The organism is Mycobacterium europaeum, from assembly GCF_002102155.1.
GTDB lineage: Bacteria > Actinomycetota > Actinomycetes > Mycobacteriales > Mycobacteriaceae > Mycobacterium > Mycobacterium europaeum.
The window spans coordinates 1-18,753 of sequence record NZ_LQOU01000048.1 but is presented as its reverse complement, the minus strand read 5'-3'; the positions used below and the strand labels follow the sequence as shown (position 1 = coordinate 18,753).

General features: G+C 68.9%; 16 protein-coding genes. 8 read left to right on the top strand and 8 right to left on the bottom strand.

The window, feature by feature from the left end; translation table 11 throughout:
- The first annotated feature begins 39 nt into the window (after positions 1–39).
- Positions 40–1,764 (top strand): NAD-binding protein, encoded by a 1,725-nt coding sequence (locus AWC03_RS21570; RefSeq protein ID WP_208859351.1) that lies wholly within the window; start codon positions 40–42, stop codon positions 1,762–1,764.
- Positions 1,765–1,772: 8 nt separating this feature from the next.
- Here the strand turns inward: AWC03_RS21570 and AWC03_RS21565 are convergent, their stop codons facing one another.
- A complete protein-coding gene (locus tag AWC03_RS21565; protein WP_085242748.1) occupies positions 1,773–2,651 on the bottom strand; it encodes an LLM class flavin-dependent oxidoreductase in 879 nt (292 codons plus the stop codon).
- 70 nt (positions 2,652–2,721) lie between these two features.
- Here AWC03_RS21565 and AWC03_RS21560 point away from each other — a divergent pair, with 70 nt between their 5' ends.
- Both AWC03_RS21560 and AWC03_RS21555 read left to right on the top strand, forming a co-directional pair.
- Positions 2,722–3,135 (top strand): VOC family protein, encoded by a 414-nt coding sequence (locus tag AWC03_RS21560; protein ID WP_085242781.1) that lies wholly within the window; start codon positions 2,722–2,724, stop codon positions 3,133–3,135.
- Positions 3,136–3,143: 8 nt separating this feature from the next.
- The gene (locus AWC03_RS21555) at positions 3,144–3,533 is read left to right on the top strand and encodes a VOC family protein (RefSeq protein ID WP_085242747.1); all 390 of its coding nucleotides are present in this window, start codon (positions 3,144–3,146) and stop codon (positions 3,531–3,533) included.
- A gap of 19 nt (positions 3,534–3,552) precedes the next feature.
- Here the strand turns inward: AWC03_RS21555 and AWC03_RS21550 are convergent, their stop codons facing one another.
- The 4 genes from AWC03_RS21550 to AWC03_RS21535 form a co-directional block, all read right to left on the bottom strand.
- The gene (locus AWC03_RS21550; RefSeq protein WP_085242746.1) at positions 3,553–4,038 is read right to left on the bottom strand and encodes an Rrf2 family transcriptional regulator; all 486 of its coding nucleotides are present in this window, start codon (positions 4,036–4,038) and stop codon (positions 3,553–3,555) included.
- Between the two features lie 58 nt (positions 4,039–4,096).
- Positions 4,097–5,947, bottom strand: a complete 1,851-nt coding sequence (gene cysC, locus AWC03_RS21545; protein WP_085242745.1) for an adenylyl-sulfate kinase — start codon at positions 5,945–5,947, stop codon at positions 4,097–4,099.
- Entirely contained in the window at positions 5,947–6,876 is a 930-nt protein-coding gene (cysD, locus tag AWC03_RS21540; RefSeq protein ID WP_085242744.1) for a sulfate adenylyltransferase subunit CysD, read from the bottom strand. Before cysD ends, cysC begins: the two co-directional genes overlap by 1 nt.
- Before the next feature lie 213 nt (positions 6,877–7,089).
- Positions 7,090–7,581: a beta-class carbonic anhydrase gene (locus AWC03_RS21535; RefSeq protein WP_085242780.1), complete on the bottom strand. Its 492-nt coding sequence runs from the start codon at positions 7,579–7,581 to the stop codon at positions 7,090–7,092.
- Positions 7,582–7,772: 191 nt separating this feature from the next.
- Between AWC03_RS21535 and AWC03_RS21530 the strand changes: the two genes are divergently transcribed.
- The 4 genes from AWC03_RS21530 to AWC03_RS21515 are packed head-to-tail and all read left to right on the top strand — an operon-like array spanning position 7,773 to position 13,165.
- On the top strand, positions 7,773–8,750 hold the full coding sequence (locus AWC03_RS21530) for an ABC transporter permease (protein ID WP_085242779.1): 978 nt from the start codon (positions 7,773–7,775) through the stop codon (positions 8,748–8,750).
- Complete coding sequence (locus tag AWC03_RS21525; RefSeq protein ID WP_085242743.1) at positions 8,747–9,673, top strand: ABC transporter permease; 927 nt, start codon at positions 8,747–8,749, stop codon at positions 9,671–9,673. Before AWC03_RS21530 ends, AWC03_RS21525 begins: the two co-directional genes overlap by 4 nt.
- Complete coding sequence (locus AWC03_RS21520; protein WP_085242742.1) at positions 9,670–11,508, top strand: ABC transporter ATP-binding protein; 1,839 nt, start codon at positions 9,670–9,672, stop codon at positions 11,506–11,508. The genes AWC03_RS21525 and AWC03_RS21520 overlap by 4 nt, the downstream gene beginning before the upstream one ends.
- Positions 11,509–11,533: 25 nt before the next feature.
- The gene (locus AWC03_RS21515; RefSeq protein WP_085242741.1) at positions 11,534–13,165 is read left to right on the top strand and encodes an ABC transporter family substrate-binding protein; all 1,632 of its coding nucleotides are present in this window, start codon (positions 11,534–11,536) and stop codon (positions 13,163–13,165) included.
- Here AWC03_RS21515 and AWC03_RS21510 read toward each other — a convergent pair.
- From AWC03_RS21510 to AWC03_RS21500, 3 genes are all read right to left on the bottom strand, one after another.
- On the bottom strand, positions 13,155–14,396 hold the full coding sequence (locus AWC03_RS21510) for an alpha/beta hydrolase (RefSeq protein WP_085242740.1): 1,242 nt from the start codon (positions 14,394–14,396) through the stop codon (positions 13,155–13,157). The genes AWC03_RS21515 and AWC03_RS21510 overlap by 11 nt on opposite strands.
- A gap of 95 nt (positions 14,397–14,491) precedes the next feature.
- Positions 14,492–17,113 (bottom strand): AAA family ATPase, encoded by a 2,622-nt coding sequence (locus AWC03_RS21505; protein ID WP_085242739.1) that lies wholly within the window; start codon positions 17,111–17,113, stop codon positions 14,492–14,494.
- Positions 17,110–18,261, bottom strand: a complete 1,152-nt coding sequence (locus AWC03_RS21500; RefSeq protein WP_085242738.1) for a metallophosphoesterase family protein — start codon at positions 18,259–18,261, stop codon at positions 17,110–17,112. The genes AWC03_RS21505 and AWC03_RS21500 overlap by 4 nt, the downstream gene beginning before the upstream one ends.
- Positions 18,262–18,444: 183 nt before the next feature.
- Here AWC03_RS21500 and AWC03_RS21495 point away from each other — a divergent pair.
- Positions 18,445–18,753 (top strand): DUF222 domain-containing protein (locus tag AWC03_RS21495; RefSeq protein WP_142278468.1); only part of this gene is annotated, 309 nt, incomplete at its 3' end.

The window sequence follows — 18,753 nt, the reverse complement described above, 5'->3', positions numbered from 1 at the left end:
AGCAGAGGTGGGGGTTATGCCGGACGCCCGGGAGGGTGGGTGAGCGTGCGCGGCCACATCATCGTCAGCGGTGATGACGCGCTGGCGACCACGATCGTCGAGGAGCTCAACACCGCCGGTGTGCACATCGTCAAGGTCCGCACCGCCGGCGAGCTGGAAACCGTCGGGGTCACCCGTGCTCGCGCCGTGATCTGCGTCGGGGACGACGACGCGACCAACCTCGAAATCGCGCTGCTGGCGAGGAAGGCCAATCCGCGGGTGCGGGTGGTGGCGCGGCTGGCCAATGACGTGCTGCGCACGGCCATGGCCGCCGACAAGCGCCCCGGAGCCATCCTGGACGTCGCCGACCTCGCGGCGCCCTCGGTCGTCGAGGCATGCCTGGCGCACACCGTGCACCCGTTCGAGGCGGCCGGCATCGAGTTCGTGGTCTCCGGCGCGGAGGCGCCGCGGGACGCGACGCTGCGCGAGATCTACGGCGATCTGGCGCCGGTGGCGGTGATTCACGGCGAGGACTGCGCCAGCCCGGGAGAGGTGGTGTCGTGCCCGGGCCGCGACCTGCCGATACACGCGGGCGACTGGACCGCGATGATCGGCACCGCCGAGGAGTTGGCCGCGCGCGGCATCAAGGTGCCCCGGCCGACGGTGACGCACTATCGCCTGCTCCGGCTGCGGCGGGCGCTCGACGGGGTGCGCGCCTTGCGCGACGACGTCAACCCCATGTTCGCGCGGGCCGCACTGGCCGCGGCCTGTCTGCTGATCGGCTCGACGGTGGTCCTGCGCTTCTCTTACCAGCCTCGTCCCAAGATGACGTGGCTCGACGCGCTGTACTTCAGCACCGAGACGATCGCGACGGTGGGTTACGGCGATTTCAGCTTCCTCCACCAGCCCACCTGGCTGCGGCTGTTCAGCATCATGTTGATGTTCGCCGGCGTCACCACCACGGCGCTCCTCGTCGCCTTCATCGCCGACCTGCTGTTGTCGCGGCGGTTCGCCCACTCGGTGGGACGCCGCCGGGCGCGCCACCTGCGCAATCACGTCATCGTCGTCGGTCTCGGCTCGTTCGGCAGCCGCGTCGTCGCCGACCTGAGGTCGGCCGGATACGACGTCGCGGTGATCGAGCGCGACGAGAACAACCGCTACCTGTCCACTGCCGCCGACCTGGACGTACCGGTGATCTTCGGCGACGCGACGCTGCGCCAGACGCTCGAGGCCGCCCGCGTCGACCACGCGCGCGCGGTGGCGGTGCTGACGCAGGACGACATGGTCAACATCGAGACCGGGATCGTGCTGCGCGAGATGCTGGGCCCGCGGGTCAAGCCCGAAGTCGTCCGGCCCGACGTTCCGCTGGTGCTGCGGGTCTACGACCGTGCGCTGGGGGCCGCGGTGGCGCAGCGGTTCGGGTTTGAAAACGTCCGGTCCACGGTCGAACTGGCCGCGCCGTGGTTCATCGGCGCTGCGATGGGGCTGCAGGTGCTGGGCACGTTTTCCGTCGGGCAGCGTTCGTTCATGATCGGCGGCATGCACGTGGCGCCGGGCAGCGAACTCGACGGGCTGAAGATGTTCGAGCTGTCCACCCAGACCCGTGTCATCGCGATCACCCGCCAGGACGCGCCCGTCGAGCTCCACCCGCGGCGTGACGCCTGGCTGCGTGGCGGCGACACCGTCTACCTCGTCGGCCCGTACCGCGAGCTGCTGGCGACGCTGCGCAAGGGTCAGCCTCCCCAGCAGCCGGCGGCGGGCGACGACCAGCGCGCGTCGGCCTGACTCCACCCCTAGATCTGGGCCGCCACGTCGGCCGCGCGGCGCAGCTGGTCGATGTCCGAGCTGGTCGGGATGAGCTGCACCTCGTCGGCGCCGATGGCCTCGAACTTGCGCAGCACCGCCAGCAGTTCGTCCTCGGTGCCGGCCCAGCCGGTCGTCGGCGCCATCGCGTCGACGTACTCCCCCGGTATCCAGTTCATGTAGCGCCGCAGATGACGATGCACCTGGGCGCGGGCCTGCTCGGGCGAGCCGAACGCGAACCAGAACGACGTCACCAGGTGGGGTTTGCCCCTGCCCGCCCGCGTCCACGCGTCGCGCGCGACGTCGAACAGCTCGTTCTGCTTGGCGACATCCAGGTCCAGGGTGGTCCCGGCCAGCCCGGCGGCCCAGGAAGCGGCGCTGCGGATGGTCTTCGGGCCGATGCTGCCGACAAACAGCGGCGGACCACCGGGCTGCACCGGCGCCGGCCCGACCGGCAAGACCGAGTCGGTGAGCTTCTCCCCGGCCCACACCCGTTTCATCACGGCCACGCGTTCGGCCATGTCGCGCATCGTCTGCGTGGCCGGGTCGGCGCCGACGGCGTGGTAGTCCTCATGCCGGCCGCCCACGCCGATGCCCACGCTCAGCCGCCCGCCACAGAGCATGTCGCCGGTCGCCAGCGCCTTGGCCAGCATGACCGGGTCGTGCAGCTGCGGCACGATCACGGTCGTCAGCAGTCGCACCCGGCTCGTCCAGGCGGCCAGCGCTCCGAGCAGGGTGAGGTTGTCCGGGTTGTCGAACGCGATCCGCTCGCCCCAGCACAGCGATGAGAACGGGCCGTCGTCGATCGCGCGCGCCCAGTTCTCCAAAATTTCCGCATTCAAGTCCGGTTCCATCACCGGCAGCGTCATCGCAATCCGCACGACGGCGATTCTGGCATGGGAGTCAACTTCCGGGTGCGCAAGTGGCAGCATGGAGCAGATGGGTTTCACCAGCAGTTCCATCGCGCACGTCCGCCTCACCGTCACCGATATCGAGCGGTCCCGCCAGTTCTACGAGAGCGTGTTCGGTTGGCCGGTGCTGCTGGAGGTGCCCGACAACGCCGACGAGGCCACCCGCCACCAGTTGAGCTTCCTGTTCGGTGGGGTCATCTACGACCTCGGCGGCACGCTGCTCGGACTGCGGCCCGTTGCCAGCGACCGCTTCGACGAAGATCGCACCGGGCTCGACCACATCGCGTTCCGGATCGCCACCAAGGGCGAATTAGATTCCGCGGCAGCGCATCTCGATGAACTGGGTGTCGCCCACGAGCCGGTGAAAGACATCGGTCCGTCCTACATCCTGCAGTTCCGCGACCCCGACAACATCGCCCTGGAGCTCACGGCACCGAAATAGGGAGAAGCATGGCCATCAGTTTCAACCACACGATCGTCGCCTCCCGCGACAAGCGCGAGGCCGCGGAGTTTCTCACCGAGTTGTTCGGCCTGCCCAGTCCAAAGCCGTTCGGCCACTTCATGGTTGTCCAGCTCGAGCACGGCGCGAACCTGGATTATGCGGACGCCCCCGACGGGGCGGAGATTCCGCGGCAGCACTACGCCTTCCTGGTGTCCGAGGAGGACTTCGACGCCATCTACGGCAAGATCTCCTCACGCGGACTGCCGCACTGGGCGGACCCGGGCGCCAGCCGGCCCGGCGAGATCAACCGCAACGACGGCGGGCGCGGGGTGTACTTCCTCGATCCCTCGGGGCATGCCATGGAGATCCTGACCCGCCCGTACGGGTCGGGAGGCTGAGCCGGGCGGCCGGCGGGGCCTATTCGCCGGCGCGCGGGGTGCCGTGCCGCACGCTCTCCTGCCTTCGGTAGTCCTCGGCGAACTGAACGACGTGTCCGGGCAGGGCGTTGGCAGCGACGTCGGCCAGGGTCGTCTCCTCCAGCACCGATCGCATGCTGGCCCGCAACGCCCGCCAGACGTCGGTGAGCGCCGCGGTCGGGCCGGAGTAGGGCAGGTCACCCAGACCGATGTCGCGCACGCTGGCCAGTGGGCCGTCGATGCAGCGCAGCACGTCGGCGATGCTGATCTCGTCGCCGGGCCGGGCCAGTTCGTAACCACCTTCGCGGCCCCGGTGACTTCTCACCAGGCGGTCGGTGCGCAGGTTGGTCAGGATGTCGACGAGAAACTGCGGCGGTATGCCCTGCGCCTGGGCCAAGTCGTCGGTTTTCACCAACGTCCCGAGGGGGACCGTGGCGAGCTGGACCATGGCCCGCACCGCGTACTCCGCCTTTGCTGACATGCGCACTCTCAGGATTGTGCCACCCGGTGCGGGTATTCCGATGCAGCCGGGCTGGCCCGGCGTGCTATCCGCGCGATTCGAGCAGATCGACGATGCTCTGCGCCTGTTCCTCGACGCTATGGTCCGGCGTGAGCCGCAGCTCGGGGTTGACCGGCGGTTGATACGGGCTGTCGATGCCGGTGAAGTGGGCGATCTCCCCCGCGCGGGCCTTCGCGTACAGCCCCTTGGGATCGCGCTGCTCGCATTCCTCGATGGGGGTGTCGCAGAACACCTCGACGAAGTCGAACCCCGCGGCGGCGTGCACATTACGAGCCATCTCGCGCTGCTCGATCAGCGGGCTGATGGCCGGTACCAGCACCACGTTGCCGGCGTCGGCGAGCAGCGCCGCCACATGCGCCAGCCGGCGCAGGTTCTCGTCACGGTCGGCCATGGAAAAGCCCAAGTCCGCGTTCAGGCCGTGGCGCAGGTTGTCACCGTCGAGAACGTAAGCGGAGATGCTTTTTTCGAGCAGCATCTGCTCGACCAGCATCGCCACCGAGGACTTACCCGACCCGGACAGGCCGGTGAACCATACGGTCTTGCCGCGCGGCCTCGCCTCGGCGATGGCCGACGACTTGTGCCGAACCGTGTTCGAGCTTGCCGTCTGCGCCGACACGTCACGCAGCACCATGCCGGCCGCGACGGTGCCGTTGGTGTGCGGATCGATCAGGATGAACGATCCGGTGCTGGCGTTGCGGGTGTATTCGTCGAGCAGCAGCGGCACCTGAGTGCGCAGCGAGATGCGGCCAAGTTCGTTGAGCTGCAACGCGGTTGCGGCCTTGTCGCGGTGCAGGGTGTTCACGTCCAGCCGGTAGTCCAGCCCGGTCACCCTCGCACGCGTCGTGCGGGTGGTGTGCTTGATGACGTATTCCCGGCCGGGCTCCAGCGTTGCGTCGTCGGCCATCCAGCACACGGTCGCGTCGAATTCCTGGGCGATCCGGGGCTGGTTGTGGGTGCGGGCGATGAGATCACCGCGGGAGATGTCGATGTCGTCGGCGAGGCTGATCGACACGGCCATCGGCGGAAATGCTTCTTCCACTGGACCATTCGGCCCGTCGATCGCGGTGATCCGGGTGGTCTTGCCGATCGGCAAGACGACGACTTCGTCCCCGGGACGCATGACGCCGCTGGCCACGGTGCCGGCATAGCTGCGGTGGTCCTGGTGCTCGCGGGTGTGCGGGCGGATGACGTACTGCACCGGGAATCGCACGTCGACCAGGTTGCGGTCGCCGGCGATGTAGACCTCCTCGAGGTGGGAGAGCAGCGCCGGGCCCTCGTACCAGGGCGTCCGGTCCGACTTGGTCACCACGTTGTCGCCATGCAACGCCGAAAGCGGGATCGTGGCCACGTCGTGCACGTCCAGGCGCGCGGCGAAGGCGTGGAATTCGTCGCGGATGGCCTCGAACTCGTCTCTGTCCCAGCCGATCAGGTCCATCTTGTTGACGGCGAGCACGATGTGCTGGATGCCCAGCAGCGAGGCCAGGAAGGCGTGCCGGCGGGATTGCTCCAGCAGGCCGTGGCGGGCGTCGACGAGCACGATCACCAGTTGGGCGGTCGACGCGCCGGTCACCATGTTGCGGGTGTACTGGATGTGGCCCGGGGTGTCGGCGATGATGAATTTCCGCTTGGGAGTGGCGAAGTAGCGGTAGGCGACGTCGATGGTGATGCCCTGCTCGCGTTCGGCGCGCAGGCCGTCGGTCACCAGCGCCAGGTCGGTGTAGTCGTGGCCGCGCTCCTTGGACGTCTGCTCCACCGCGGCCCACTGGTCCTCCATGACGGCCTTGGAGTCGTAGAGCAGGCGCCCGATCAGCGTGGACTTGCCGTCGTCGACGGAACCGGCCGTCGCCAGGCGAAGCAGCGTGGTGGGTGTGGCCATCAGAAGTACCCCTGTCGTTTGCGGTCTTCCATGCCGGCTTCCGAGATGCGGTCGTCGGCCCTGGTGGCGCCCCGTTCGGTCAACCGGGACACCGCGGTCTCGGCGATGACCTCCTGCACCGTGCCGGCCGCCGATTCCACGCATCCGGTGCAGGTGACGTCGCCGACCGTACGGAAACGCACCGTCGCTTCGAACACCGGCTCGTCGTCGCGCGGCTGCATGTGCCGGTCGACGGCCAGCAGCATGCCGTCACGGCGAAACACCTTGCGCCGGTGGGCATAATAGATCGAGGGCAGCGCGATGTTCTCGGCGCCGATGTAGGACCAGATGTCGAACTCGGTCCAGTTGGACAGCGGGAAGGCCCGGATGTGCTCGCCCTTGTGGTGCCGGCCGTTGTAGATGTTCCACAGCTCGGGCCGTTGCGCCTTCGGGTCCCACTGGCCGAACTCGTCGCGGAAGCTGAACACCCGCTCCTTGGCGCGTGCCTTCTCCTCGTCGCGGCGCGCCCCGCCGAACGCCGCGTCGAACTTGTTCTCCCGGATGGCGCGAAGCAGCGTCACCGTCTGGATCGAGTTGCGCCCCTGCCTCGGCTCGACAACGCGGCCGGCGTCGATGTCCTCCTGGACCGAGGCGACCACCAGGCGCAGCCCGTGCTCGGCGACCAACTCATCGCGGGTGGCGATCACCTCGTCGAAGTTGTGGCCGGTGTCGACGTGCATCACCGGGAACGGCAACCGCCCGGGCCGGAACGCCCGCAACGCCAGGTGCAGCATGACGATGGAGTCCTTGCCGCCGGAGAACAACAGCACCGGCCGCTCGAACTCGGCCGCCACCTCGCGGATGATGTGGATCGCTTCGGCCTCCAGCGAGCGCAGATGGCTCAACTCGTACTGGCCGGCGGCGGGAGCCGCCTTCAGATCACTGGTCATGGCTTCCTCGGGTAAACCTGGCAGAATCGGTCATCTTTGGCAACTTTGCTAGCCATAGCACCAGCTAACGCCGGCTGTGTCAAGTCGGACCGCTTTGTGGTCAACCCGGAGGCCCCGATAGCGGTGCGCCGAGCGGGCCGGTCGCGAGGCGGGGACGAAGTACCACAGACGAATGACCGCGGACGAACTACCGCGGCCGAACTGCCAGGTGGCTCAGAGCTTGATTTCCTCGAGCTTCCCCGTCGCGACATCGAAGACGAATCCCCGCAAGGACACGTGCTTGGTGACGAACGGGCTGGCCTCGATGCGGCGCAGCGACTGCCGGACGTCCTCGGCCACGTCGGGGAAGGCCTCGGCCGCCCAGGGCGGCTTGACGCCGGTCTCCTCCTGGATGGCGCGCTTGAAGTCGTCGTCGGTGAAGGTCAGCATGCCGCAGTCGGTGTGGTGAATCAGGATGATCTCCCGGGTCCCCAGCAACCGCTGGCTGATGGCCAGCGAGCGAATGACGTCGTCGGTGGCCACCCCACCGGCGTTGCGGATGACGTGCGCCTCGCCCTCGTTGAGGCCGAGCGCGCGGTACACGTCGAGCCGGGCATCCATGCAGGCGACGACCGCCACATGTTTTCCCGGCGGCATCGGCAGCGGGCCGTGGAAGCTGCTCGCATAGTGGGCGTTGTTGGCCAGGAAATCCTCGGTAACCGTCACGCAAGCCTCCTCGAACGGTCGCAGCACTGATTTGCCACCTGCATCGGTACCGCGGCGATGTTAACAACGGACCGTCGTTCATTGACGCATGAAAATCAGCGAGATCTCAAGGATTGGGGGCCGCCGAACCGGGCCGGTGCCGGCCGGGATCGTTAACCTGTCCCAATGCGGTTCGGGCGGTGCGGTCGGGCATGATTCGTTTCCTGGCGCGCCGGTTGCTCAACTACGTCGTGCTGCTGGCGCTCGCATCGTTTCTCACGTTTTGTCTGACGTCGGTGGCCTTCCGCCCACTGGACAGCCTGATGCAGCGCAGTCCGCGGCCGCCGCAGTCGGTGATCGACGCCAAGGCTCACGCGCTGAATCTGGACAAGCCGATACCCATCCGCTACGCGCGGTGGGCCTCCCACGCCGTCCGCGGCGACTTCGGCAAGACCGTCACCGGGCAGCCCGTGGGCGCCACGCTCTGGCGGCGCGTCGGAGTCACCCTGCGGCTCCTGGTCGTCGGGTCGTTGGCGGGCACCATCCTGGGCATCGTCGCCGGGGCGTGGGGGGCCATCCGCCAGTACCGACTCAGCGACCGCCTCGTCACGATGGTGGCTTTGCTGGTGCTGAGCACCCCCACGTTCGTCATCGCCAGCCTCTTGATCCTCGGCGCGCTGCGGGTGAACTGGGCCCTGGGCGTGCACCTTTTCGACTACACCGGAGAAACCTCGCCGGGCGTGGACGGCGGGACCTGGCACCAGTTGGTGGACCGGCTGCGGCATCTCATCCTGCCCACCCTGACCCTGACCCTGGCCGCGGCCGCCGGGTACAGCCGTTACCAGCGCAACGCGATGCTCGACGTCCTGGGCCAGGATTTCATCCGCACCGCGCGCGCCAAGGGGCTCACCCGCCGGCGCGCGCTGGTGAAGCACGGGCTGCGCACGGCGCTGATACCGTTGGCCACCCTGTTCGCCTACGGGGTTGCGGGCCTGGTGACCGGCGCGGTGTTCGTCGAGAAGATCTTCGGCTGGCACGGCATGGGCGAATGGCTGGTGCAGGGCATCGCGACGCAGGACACCTACATCATCGCCGCCATCACGCTGTTTTCCGGCACGGTCGTGCTCTTGGCCGGCCTGCTCTCCGACGTCTTCTACGCGGCCCTCGATCCCCGGGTGCGGGTGTCATGACGGCCGAGCCCAAAGTGGACGGCGCTCAGGGAATCTCGTCCACGAAAGCGTCGGAGTTCACCTCGCGCCGGACCCTGGTGCTGCGCAGGTTCGCCCGTAACCGGTTGGCCGTCGCGTCGCTGACGCTGCTGGTGCTGCTGTTCGTCGGCTGCTACGCGTTGCCGGGGGTGCTGCCGTATTCCTACGACGACCTCGACTTCGATGCGTTGTTGCAGCCGCCGAACAGCCGGCACTGGTTGGGCACCAACGCGCTGGGGCAGGACCTGCTGGCCCAGATCCTGCGGGGCATGCAGAAGTCGATGCTGATCGGTGTGTGCGTCGCCGTCATCTCGACCGGCATCGCCGCCACGGTCGGCTCGATCGCGGGCTATTTCGGCGGCTGGCGGGACCGGGCGCTGATGTGGCTGGTCGACCTGCTGTTGGTGGTGCCCAGTTTCATCCTCATCGCCATCGTCACTCCGCGAACCAAGAGCTCCGCCAACATCCTGATGCTCGTCTTGCTGCTCGCCGGCTTCGGCTGGATGATCAGTTCGCGCATGGTGCGTGGCATGACCATGAGTCTGCGTGAACGCGAATTCATCAGGGCGGCAAGGTACATGGGGGTGTCGAGCCGCCGGATCATCCTCGGCCATGTGGTGCCCAACGTGGCCTCGATCCTGATCATCGACGCCGCCCTCAACGTCGCCTCGGCCATCCTGGCCGAGACCGGGCTGAGCTTTCTCGGCTTCGGCATCCAGCCGCCCGACGTGTCGCTGGGCACGTTGATCGCCAACGGCACCCAGTCCGCGACCACGTTCCCGTGGGTCTTCTTGTTTCCGGCGGGGGTGCTGGTGTTGATCCTGGTGTGCGCCAACGTGACCGGCGACGGCCTGCGCGACGCGCTGGACCCCGGCAGCGGAATGTTGCGGGGCGGCGCCCGATGACCGCGCTGCTCGAGGTGACCGACCTGGCCGTCAGTTTCCCGACCGACGGCGAGCCGGTGACCGCGGTGCGCGGCGTCAGCTACAGCGTCGCCCCGGGCGAAGTCGTGGCCATGGTCGGCGAATCCGGCTCGGGCAAGTCGGTTTCGGCGATGGCGGTGGTCGGCCTGCTGCCCGAATACGCGCGGGTGCGGGGCTCGGTGCGGTTGCACGACACCGAGTTGCTGGGCCTGGGCGACGACGCGATGTCGCGGTTCCGCGGCAAGGCGGTCGGCATGGTGTTCCAGGACCCGATGTCGGCGCTGACGCCCGTCTACACCGTCGGTGACCAGATCGCCGAGGCGATCGAGATCCACCAGCCGCGCGTGGGCAAGAAGGCCGCCCGCCACCGCGCGGTGGAGCTGCTCGAGCTGGTCGGCATCGCTCAGCCCGAACGGCGTGCCCGCGCGTTCCCGCACGAGCTGTCCGGCGGCGAACGCCAGCGGGTGGTCATCGCGATCGCGATCGCCAACGACCCCGACCTGCTGATCTGCGACGAACCCACCACCGCCCTGGACGTCACCGTGCAGGCGCAGATCCTCGAGGTGCTCAAGACGGCGCGCGACATCACCGGCGCCGGCGTGCTGATCATCACCCACGACCTGGGCGTGGTCGCGGAGTTCGCCGACCGGGCGCTGGTGATGTACGCCGGCCGGGTCGTCGAATCCGCCGGGGTCTACGACCTGTATCGCGATCGCCAGATGCCCTACACCGTCGGCCTGTTGGGCTCCGTTCCGCGGCTCAACGCCGCGCAGGGCACCCGGCTGGTGCCCATCCCGGGCGCGCCCCCCTCGTTGGTCGGACTGCCACCGGGCTGCCCCTTCGCGCCGCGCTGCCCGCTCGTCGTCGACGAATGCCGCGCGGCCGAACCGGACCTGCTGCCCGTCGGCGCCGATCACGGGGCGGCCTGCATCCGCACCGACCAGGTCGACGGACGCACCGCGGAGGAAATCTACGGGGTCAACACCGAGGCGCATGCGACCGCATCGGGCGACTCGCCGGTCGTGGTCCGGGTGCGCGATCTGGTCAAGACCTTTTCCCTGACCAAGGGTGTGGTGTTGCGCCGCAGCGTCGGTGAGGTCCGCGCGGTCGACGGCGTCAGTTTCGAGTTGCGGCAGGGCCGCACCCTGGGCATCGTCGGCGAGTCCGGCTCGGGCAAGTCGACCACTCTGCACGAGATCCTGGAACTCGTTGCGCCGCAGGCGGGCTCGATCGAAGTGCTCGGCACGGACGTCGCAACCCTGACCGCGTCGCAACGGCGGGTGCTGCGCCGCGACATCCAGGTGGTGTTCCAGGACCCGGTGGCCTCACTGGACCCCCGGCTGCCGGTATCCGACCTCCTCGCCGAGCCGTTGCTGGCCAACGGCTTCGGCAAGAGCGAGACCAACGCGCGCGTCGCCGAGTTGCTCGACACCGTCGGGTTGCGCCGGGCGGACGCGGCCCGATACCCGGCCGAGTTCTCCGGCGGGCAGAAGCAGCGCATCGGCATCGCGCGGGCGCTGGCGCTGCAGCCGAAGATCCTGGCTCTCGACGAGCCGGTCTCCGCCCTGGACGTCTCGATTCAGGCCGGCATCATCAACCTGCTGCTCGACCTGCAAGAGCGGTTCGGCCTGTCGTATCTGTTCGTCTCCCATGACCTTTCGGTGGTCAGACACCTCGCACACCAGGTGGTGGTCATGTATGCCGGCACGATCGTCGAGCGCGGTGACAGCCAGCAGGTGTTCGACAACCCGCAGCACGAGTACACCCGGCGCCTGCTGGGCGCCGTGCCACAACCGGATCCGGGCAGACGTGTCTAGGCGGGTCGCGACGGCGATCGTCGTCATGGCGCTGGTGGTGTCCGGTTGCTCGCCGGCCATCAACCTGGCGCCGGAAAGCGGCCATCACGCCGAGATCGGCACCACCAGCGATATCAACCCGCAGGACCCCGCCACCCTGCGAGACGGCGGCAGCCTGCGGCTGGCACTCAGCGACTTCCCGCCCAACTTCAACATCCTGCACATCGACGGCAACTCGGCCGAGGTCGCCGCGATGATGAAGGCCACCCTGCCGCGGGCGTTCATCATCGGCGCGGACGGCTCGACCACGGTGGACACCGACTACTTCACCAGCGTCGAGCTCACCGGGACCGCACCGCAGGTGGTGACCTACACGATCAACCCACGCGCGACGTGGTCCGACGGCACACCGATCACGTGGGAAGACATCGCCAGCCAGGTCCACGCGTTGAGCGGCGCCGACAAGACGTTCGAGATCGCCGGGCCCAGCGGCGCCGACCGTGTCGCGTCGGTCACCCGGGGTGTCGACGACCGGCAAGCCGTCATGACCTTCGCCAAGCCGTACGCCGAGTGGCGCGGCATGTTCGCCGGGAACGGCATGCTGCTGCCCCGGAGCATGACGGCCACGCCGGAGGCGTTCAACAAGGGCCAACTCGACGGGCCCGGACCGTCGGCGGGTCCCTTCATCATCACGTCGCTGGACCGGACGACACAGCGGATCGTGTTGTCCCGCAACCCGAAATGGTGGGGCGCCCGACCGCGGTTGGACAACATCACCTATCTGGTACTCGATGACGCCGCGCGGCTGCCGGCCCTGCAGAACAACACCATCGACGCGTCCGGCGTCGGTAGCGTCGACCAGCTGACCATCGCGCAGCGCACGAAGGGGATCTCGATCCGGCGCGCGCCGGCCCCGGCATGGTCTCACTTCACGTTCAACGGTGCCCCGGGGTCGATCCTGGCCGACAAGGCGCTGCGGCTGGCGGTGGCCAAGGGCATCGACCGCCGCACCATCGCCAAGGTCGTCCAATACGGCCTGACGAGTGATCCGGTGGCGTTGGGCAACCACATCTATGTCGCCGGGCAGACGGGCTACCAGGACAACAGCGCGGTCGTCCCGTATGACCCGGAGGAGGCCAAGCGGGAGCTCGACGCGCTGGGCTGGAAGGTGAACGGTCAATTCCGCGAGAAGGACGGTCGCCGGCTGGTCATCCGCGATCTGTTCTATGACGCCCAGGGCAGCCGGCAGTTCGCCCAGATCGCGCAGCACAGTCTGGCGCAGATCGGCGTCAAGCTGGAATTGGTGGCCAGGGCCGGCAGCGGGTTCTTCACCAACTACATCAACGTCGGGGATTTCGACATCGCCCAATTCGGTTGGCTCGGCGACGCTTTCCCACTGTCGGCGCTGACCCAGATCTACCTGTCGGGCGGGGAGAGCAACTTCGGGAAGATCGGCGGACCGCAGATCGACGCGGCGATCGAGCGGACCCTGCAGGAACTCGATCCCGGCAAGGCGCAGGCGCTGGCCAACGATCTGGACAAGCTGATCTGGGCCGAAGGGTTCAGCCTGCCGCTGACGCAATCACCCGGCGACGTCGCGGTCCGCAGCACGCTGGCCAATTTCGGCGCGGCCGGTCTGGGCGACCTGCGCTACACCGCCATCGGGTTCATGCGCTGATGATCCGGCGCAGCCGCGCCGGGATCGGCAGGGCGCCCTCGACGCGGGCGGCCACCGCGATCGCTTTCCACAGCAGGCGTAGCTCCGGGCGCGGCGGAAGCGCGTCCAGCGCCGGCGCTTTCGCGGCCAGCCCGCCGAGCTGGCCCCGGCATACCGCCCGCGCGATCTCGATCGCGGCAGGCTCGCGAAAGTCCAGTGCGCTGTGCGCCATGCTGGGCAGCTTCAACAGCACCGCGTTCGGCAGCAGCGCGGCGACGCGCTCGGCGACCGCCGGCGGGGTGATGAGGTCGCGGCCGCCGGAAACCACGGCGGTAGGCCAGCCGAAATTCGGCATCTCGGCGACCAGGTCGTAAGGCTCGTCCTCGAAAGTCGCCGTCTGGGTGCGCGCTTCGCGTTCCGCCACGGCGGGGTCGAGCGGTAGGCCGTCGGGTTCGGCCGCGTAGTTCAGCTCGCGGAACGCGATACGGCTCACCAAGTCTTCCTCGTAGCGATACGGCAGGTTGCTCAGGGTGGCGAAGCGGGAAATCACCCACCACAACAGCTTTCGGCCATCCAGCAGCAGGTCGAGTTGCCGCTCGAGCAGGTCGGCGCCGCCGTAGCCGTAGATGGTCGCCACCACCTGGGTGGTCGCCGCGGTCATCACCCCCGCGTCGACGAGTTTGCGCATTTTGGGTGCCAGCGCCGCGGTTTCGCGGCTGTCCCCCCGGAGCAGGAGCCGACGGATCGCGCGACGAACGATCACGATGTCATGCCGCGACAGCAGCGGCGAATCGAGGACCATCGCCCACACCCGGCCCGGATGGCGCACGCCGAACCCGGACGCGATGTACGTGCCGTACGAGGCGCCGTAGATGACGGCCGAGTCGACATGGGCGTCGTCGAGCACGGCGGCGATGTCGTCGACGACCTGGTTCACGGTGATCGCCTCGGGCGGCAGATCCTCCCCGGCGTCGTCGTGGCGGGACATGCCCACTCCGCGGTGCTCGATCATGATGACGTCCAGGCCGGCCGCGGCCGCGCGGCGCCGCAGCCCCCGGTACAACTGCACCGAGCCCACCCCGGGGCCTCCCGGGATGATGACCAGCGGGTGCGCCGACTTCCGGCCGGTGCGCACGTAGTACAGGTCGAACTCTTCGCGGCTATCCGGGGAGATCGGCCGGCGCACGGGCCGCACACCGGGTAATGCCGCGAGCTTCTCCTGCACGCGGCGCCGTTTCGCATTCATCGTCATCGGTGTCGGCCCGCCATGGTCCCATTCTGCCGGGACCGTCGGCGGCCACCACCGCAGCGCCCCACACCGGGGCGTCGACGTTACTCAGCGGGGGTTTAGGCGCTGAGGTCGATGCGGTGCGCGCCCTTGACGCCGTCATACCGGTCGGGGCTGCAGGTGAGCACGATCACCTGGCCGTGCGTGCCGACCGTGTCGAAGACCTCCCCCATCTTGGCCAGCCGGTCGGGATCGGTGAAGCCGAGCGCGTCGTCGACCACTACCGGCACGGCGTCCTCCTTGGCGACCAGGGCGGCGCCCGCGAGCCGCGCCAGGATGGCCAGCTGCTCCTTGGCCCCGCCCGACAGGGATTCGTAGGGCACCGTGACGCCGTCGAGCGTGCGACTGCGAATGCACAGGTCGCTGTCGATGTCGACCTCGAAGGTGGGCCCGAACACCGGGCGGCCCAGCCGTTGCAGCTCCGCGCGATAGGGCTCGACGTACCGCTGTCGGGTGGTGTCGCGGTGCCGGGTCATGACCGAGCGCAGCAGCCTCGCGGCGCGGGCCCGGCCGCCGACCCGGATGTGCTCGCCGGCGGCGTGCTCGCGTTCGGACTCCGCGGCGTCGAGCTTGCCTTGCCGGCCCTCACTGCCGAACACCGAGAGTTCGATGGTGACCTCGCGCAACGCGCGGGCGGCCTCCTCGTAGCGCTCGCGCAGTTCCTCTGATTCCTGTGTGGCAGCGGTCAATTCGGCCCGCACCGCATCCGGGTTGGCAGCCGCCAGGCCGTCGGCGAGCTCCGTGTGACGAAGTTCAGCGGCCCGCGCCCCTTGCAGCGCGGCGTCGGCCGCCGACGCGAGATCGTCGTCGGCGGCCGAGGCCCGCTCCCGGGCCAGCCTGTCGGCGGCCGCGGCAAGCTCGCCGCGTTGAGTCTCCAGCGTGTTCTGGAGAACGGTTGCGCGGGTGGCCAACTCGGTGAGCCGGGTGGCGGCGGCGGTGGCGTTCCGGCGGTGGTCGTCGCAATCGGCCACCGCGGCCACGCGAGTGGCCTCGAGCGCATCGAGTTCTGCGCGGGCGGCGTCGATGTCCGCGGCCGCCGGTTCCGCCCCGGCCGATTGGCCGGCGCGCAGCTGTGCGAGCCGCGAGCGCAATTGGTCGATCTCGTCGTCACCGCAGAGGCCTGCCAGGGTGGCGCTCAGCTGGTCGCGGCTACCCTGCAGTTCGCGCCGACGCTGATCGGCCGAGCGGGCGGCGGCGAGGTCGGCTACCCGGCCCTCTGCCAGCGCCGCAGCCAGCTCTTCTTGCGCGGCAGCGTGTTTGGTTTGGACATCGAGCGTCGTCGCGCCGGGGGTGATCCGGGCGGTCAGAACGCCGGGGACCTGGACCGCGGTGGGTCCGGTGGTCGTGACGGACCAGGTCTGCCCCTCGGCCAACGAAACCCGTTGGCCGCCCACGGAGAGCTCCACGTCCGCGGAAGCGGTGAACTCGACCACCGCGGACGTCGACGCCAGCTGGTCGCCGGTGCGATCAACCGCGACGGCGGCGTCCTCGATTCGCCGCAACAGCTGTTCCGTGACGGCGATATCGGCGAGTGCGGCGCACACCTGGTCGCGGTCCCGCTGGATGGCCTCGATCTTGGCCAATCGGGCGCTCAACCGGTCGGCTTCCTCGCGGTCGGCCAGCTCAGCGACGGTGCGGCGGGCGGATTCCGCGCGGCGATGCAGGTCCTCGAGCGCCTCGGTGGCGCCGCGGGCCGCGACGTCTGCGGCCTCGGCTTCGACGTGCGCGGCCGCGTGCTCGTCGGCCGCTTGTTGCGCCTGGGTCTCGGCGGCAGCGACACCCGCCGTGCGGAAGTCGATTTCGGCGAGCAGTTGCAGTCGTGTGTGGTGGGCGGCTGCGGCCGCGGCGCTCGTCGCGGCCGCGGCGGCCGCAATCAACTCGGCCTCGCGCGCCTGGCCGGTGAGTTCGTCGATCCGTTCCGCGGCCTCGCGAGCGGCGGCCAGACGCGGACGAGCGGCGATGCGCCGCTGCGACAACTCGGCCACCTGTTCTGTCAATACGGCATGCCGGCACACCCGCTCGTCGACCTCGGCCACCGCCGCCGCGCACTCCGCGACCGCGGCCTCGGCGTCCGCGAGCCGGGTGATCGCCGCGGCCCACTCACCCGTGGGGCGCCCGGTAGGGGTGAAGTAGCGGCCATATTCGGCGTCGATTCGCTCGATGAGCAGCGGCTCGGCGCCGGACAACGCCCCGGTGTCGCCGGCCGCCACGTCGAGCGCGCGGGACAGCGCGTCACAGCCCGACAGGTCCACCGCGGCGGTCGACGCGGACTGCAGCACCCGTTGGGCGTGCCACAGATCGCTGTCCACCGTCTCGGCCAGCATGGCGCGGACGCGTTCGTGCGCCTCGTCGCCGGTGAGCTGTTCGCGGTGCGGCGCTTTAATCGTCAGCTCGGTTTCACACTTCTTGTGGAAGCGTTTGCGGTAGACGAATCGATAAGGGCCGCAGCTTAATTCGGCGCTGACCTCCGAGCCGACGTCGCTGTGGGTGGGTTTGACCTGCTTGACTTCCTTCTTGGTCGAACGATCCCTGGACTCAAGCAGCAGGTCGAGGGCTTCGATCATGGACGACTTGCCGATCTCGTTGGCCCCGCACACCACCACGACGCCGTGGTCGGGGAACTCGATCTCCCGGTGCGCAATGCCGCGGTAATTCGTCAGGACCAAGCGGTGCAACTTCACGCGGCGCCCCGATCGGTAAGGCGGAGCAACAGCGCCAGGGCCGCCTGCGCGTCGACGGCCGTCTCGGAATCCCCCTCGCGTGCGGTCGCCACCAGCTCGTCGACCGCCGCGGCGGCGAATCCACCGATACCGAGATCGCTGAATTCGCCGTCGGCCGGGATGACCGCCAGATCGGTGTGGCGTTCCCACAGGCCGAGCCAGGCGTACAACCGCGCGTACTTGTCCAGGCAGGCATCGAGCGCGGCGCGGTCGGTGACCGTCAGTGACCCGGTGAGCGCCAGGCGCACCACCGTGCGGTCCTTCTCGGTCATCAGGTCCAGGTTCATGTCGAGATCGGCGATGTCGCGACGGGTGTCGACCTGTCGGTGCAAGGTGACGAACCGCCAGCGGCCCACGTGCCGCGATTCCACCGTGACGGCGCGGTGGGGGTCCGTTTCGTCGATGTCGACGATGAGGACGTGGCCGGGGTCGGATTCCACGTCGTCGAAGTTGGTGACTTCCGGTGCCCCGGAGTACCAGACCCGGCCGGTGTCGCCGACGCGGGTGCGGGAATGCTTGTCTCCCAGTGCGACGTAGTGCACGGTTCCGGTCGCCAGCGCGTCATCGAGGGCGGCGAGCCGGATCAGGGAGGGTTTGTCACGATCGGGGTCCAGTACGTCGACCCCGCCGTGCGCGACGAGGATCCGGGTGACCGGTTCCGGGATCAGCTGTTCGACGACTTGGGCGACCAGGTCGGTGGTGGGGGCCTTGGATCGCCATGGGGCGGCGACGATCTCCAGCCCGGGCCGCACCTGATGAGCGCCGGCCTGGTCGAGCACGATCACGTTGTCGGGACGTTCGGTGGTGAACAGCGCGCTGGTGTACACGGACGAGGCGTCGAGCGGATCGTGGTTGCCGGGCAGTAGGTAGACCGGAATCCCGATGGCGCGCATGGCTTCCAGGGACTGCCCGACGACGTGCGGGGGAAGCTGATTGTGTTCGAAGACATCGCCGGACACCACGACGAACTCGGCGCCCACCTCCGCGGCCAGCGCTCCCAGACCGGCCACCGCGTCGCGCCGGGCCGCTGAGTAGCGCGGCTGGGCGTCCCCGGCGAGGAAGTGCCGCGTCATGCCGAGCTGCCAGTCGGCAGTGTGCAGGAATCGCATGTCGGCGGCCCCCTTTCGGACTGCGTGGTTACCAGGGCATCGCGAGCTTATGTCCGCGCACCGACAAGACGCGGGACCTCGATCGGCAGGTCTCCGAGCGGCTATTTTGCGGCAATTTTTTGAGTGTGCATCTATGGCGGTCTGGGGCCGGGTTTTGTCGGTGGGGCTGGCTAGCTTGGGGGCATGAGTTCAGGTGGTGCTGACGAGGCGGTCGCGGTGTTCGACGCGCTGGATGCCGACTTGGACCGGGCGTGTGCGTTGTCGTTCGACGCGTCGAACCCCCGGCAATGCCTGGAGTGGTTGCAGCGTTGCGAGCGGGTGCGCCGCCGCATCGCCGCCATCGAGCATCCGCTGATCAATTCCCTGGCCCGCCAGGCCACGCCAGAAGAGCTCGGCGGCACGCTGTCCCACGCGGTCGCCGAGGCCACGCTGATCAGCCGCGCCGAAGCCTCGCGGCGGGTCACAGAAGCCAGTGATCTGGGCCCGCGGCAG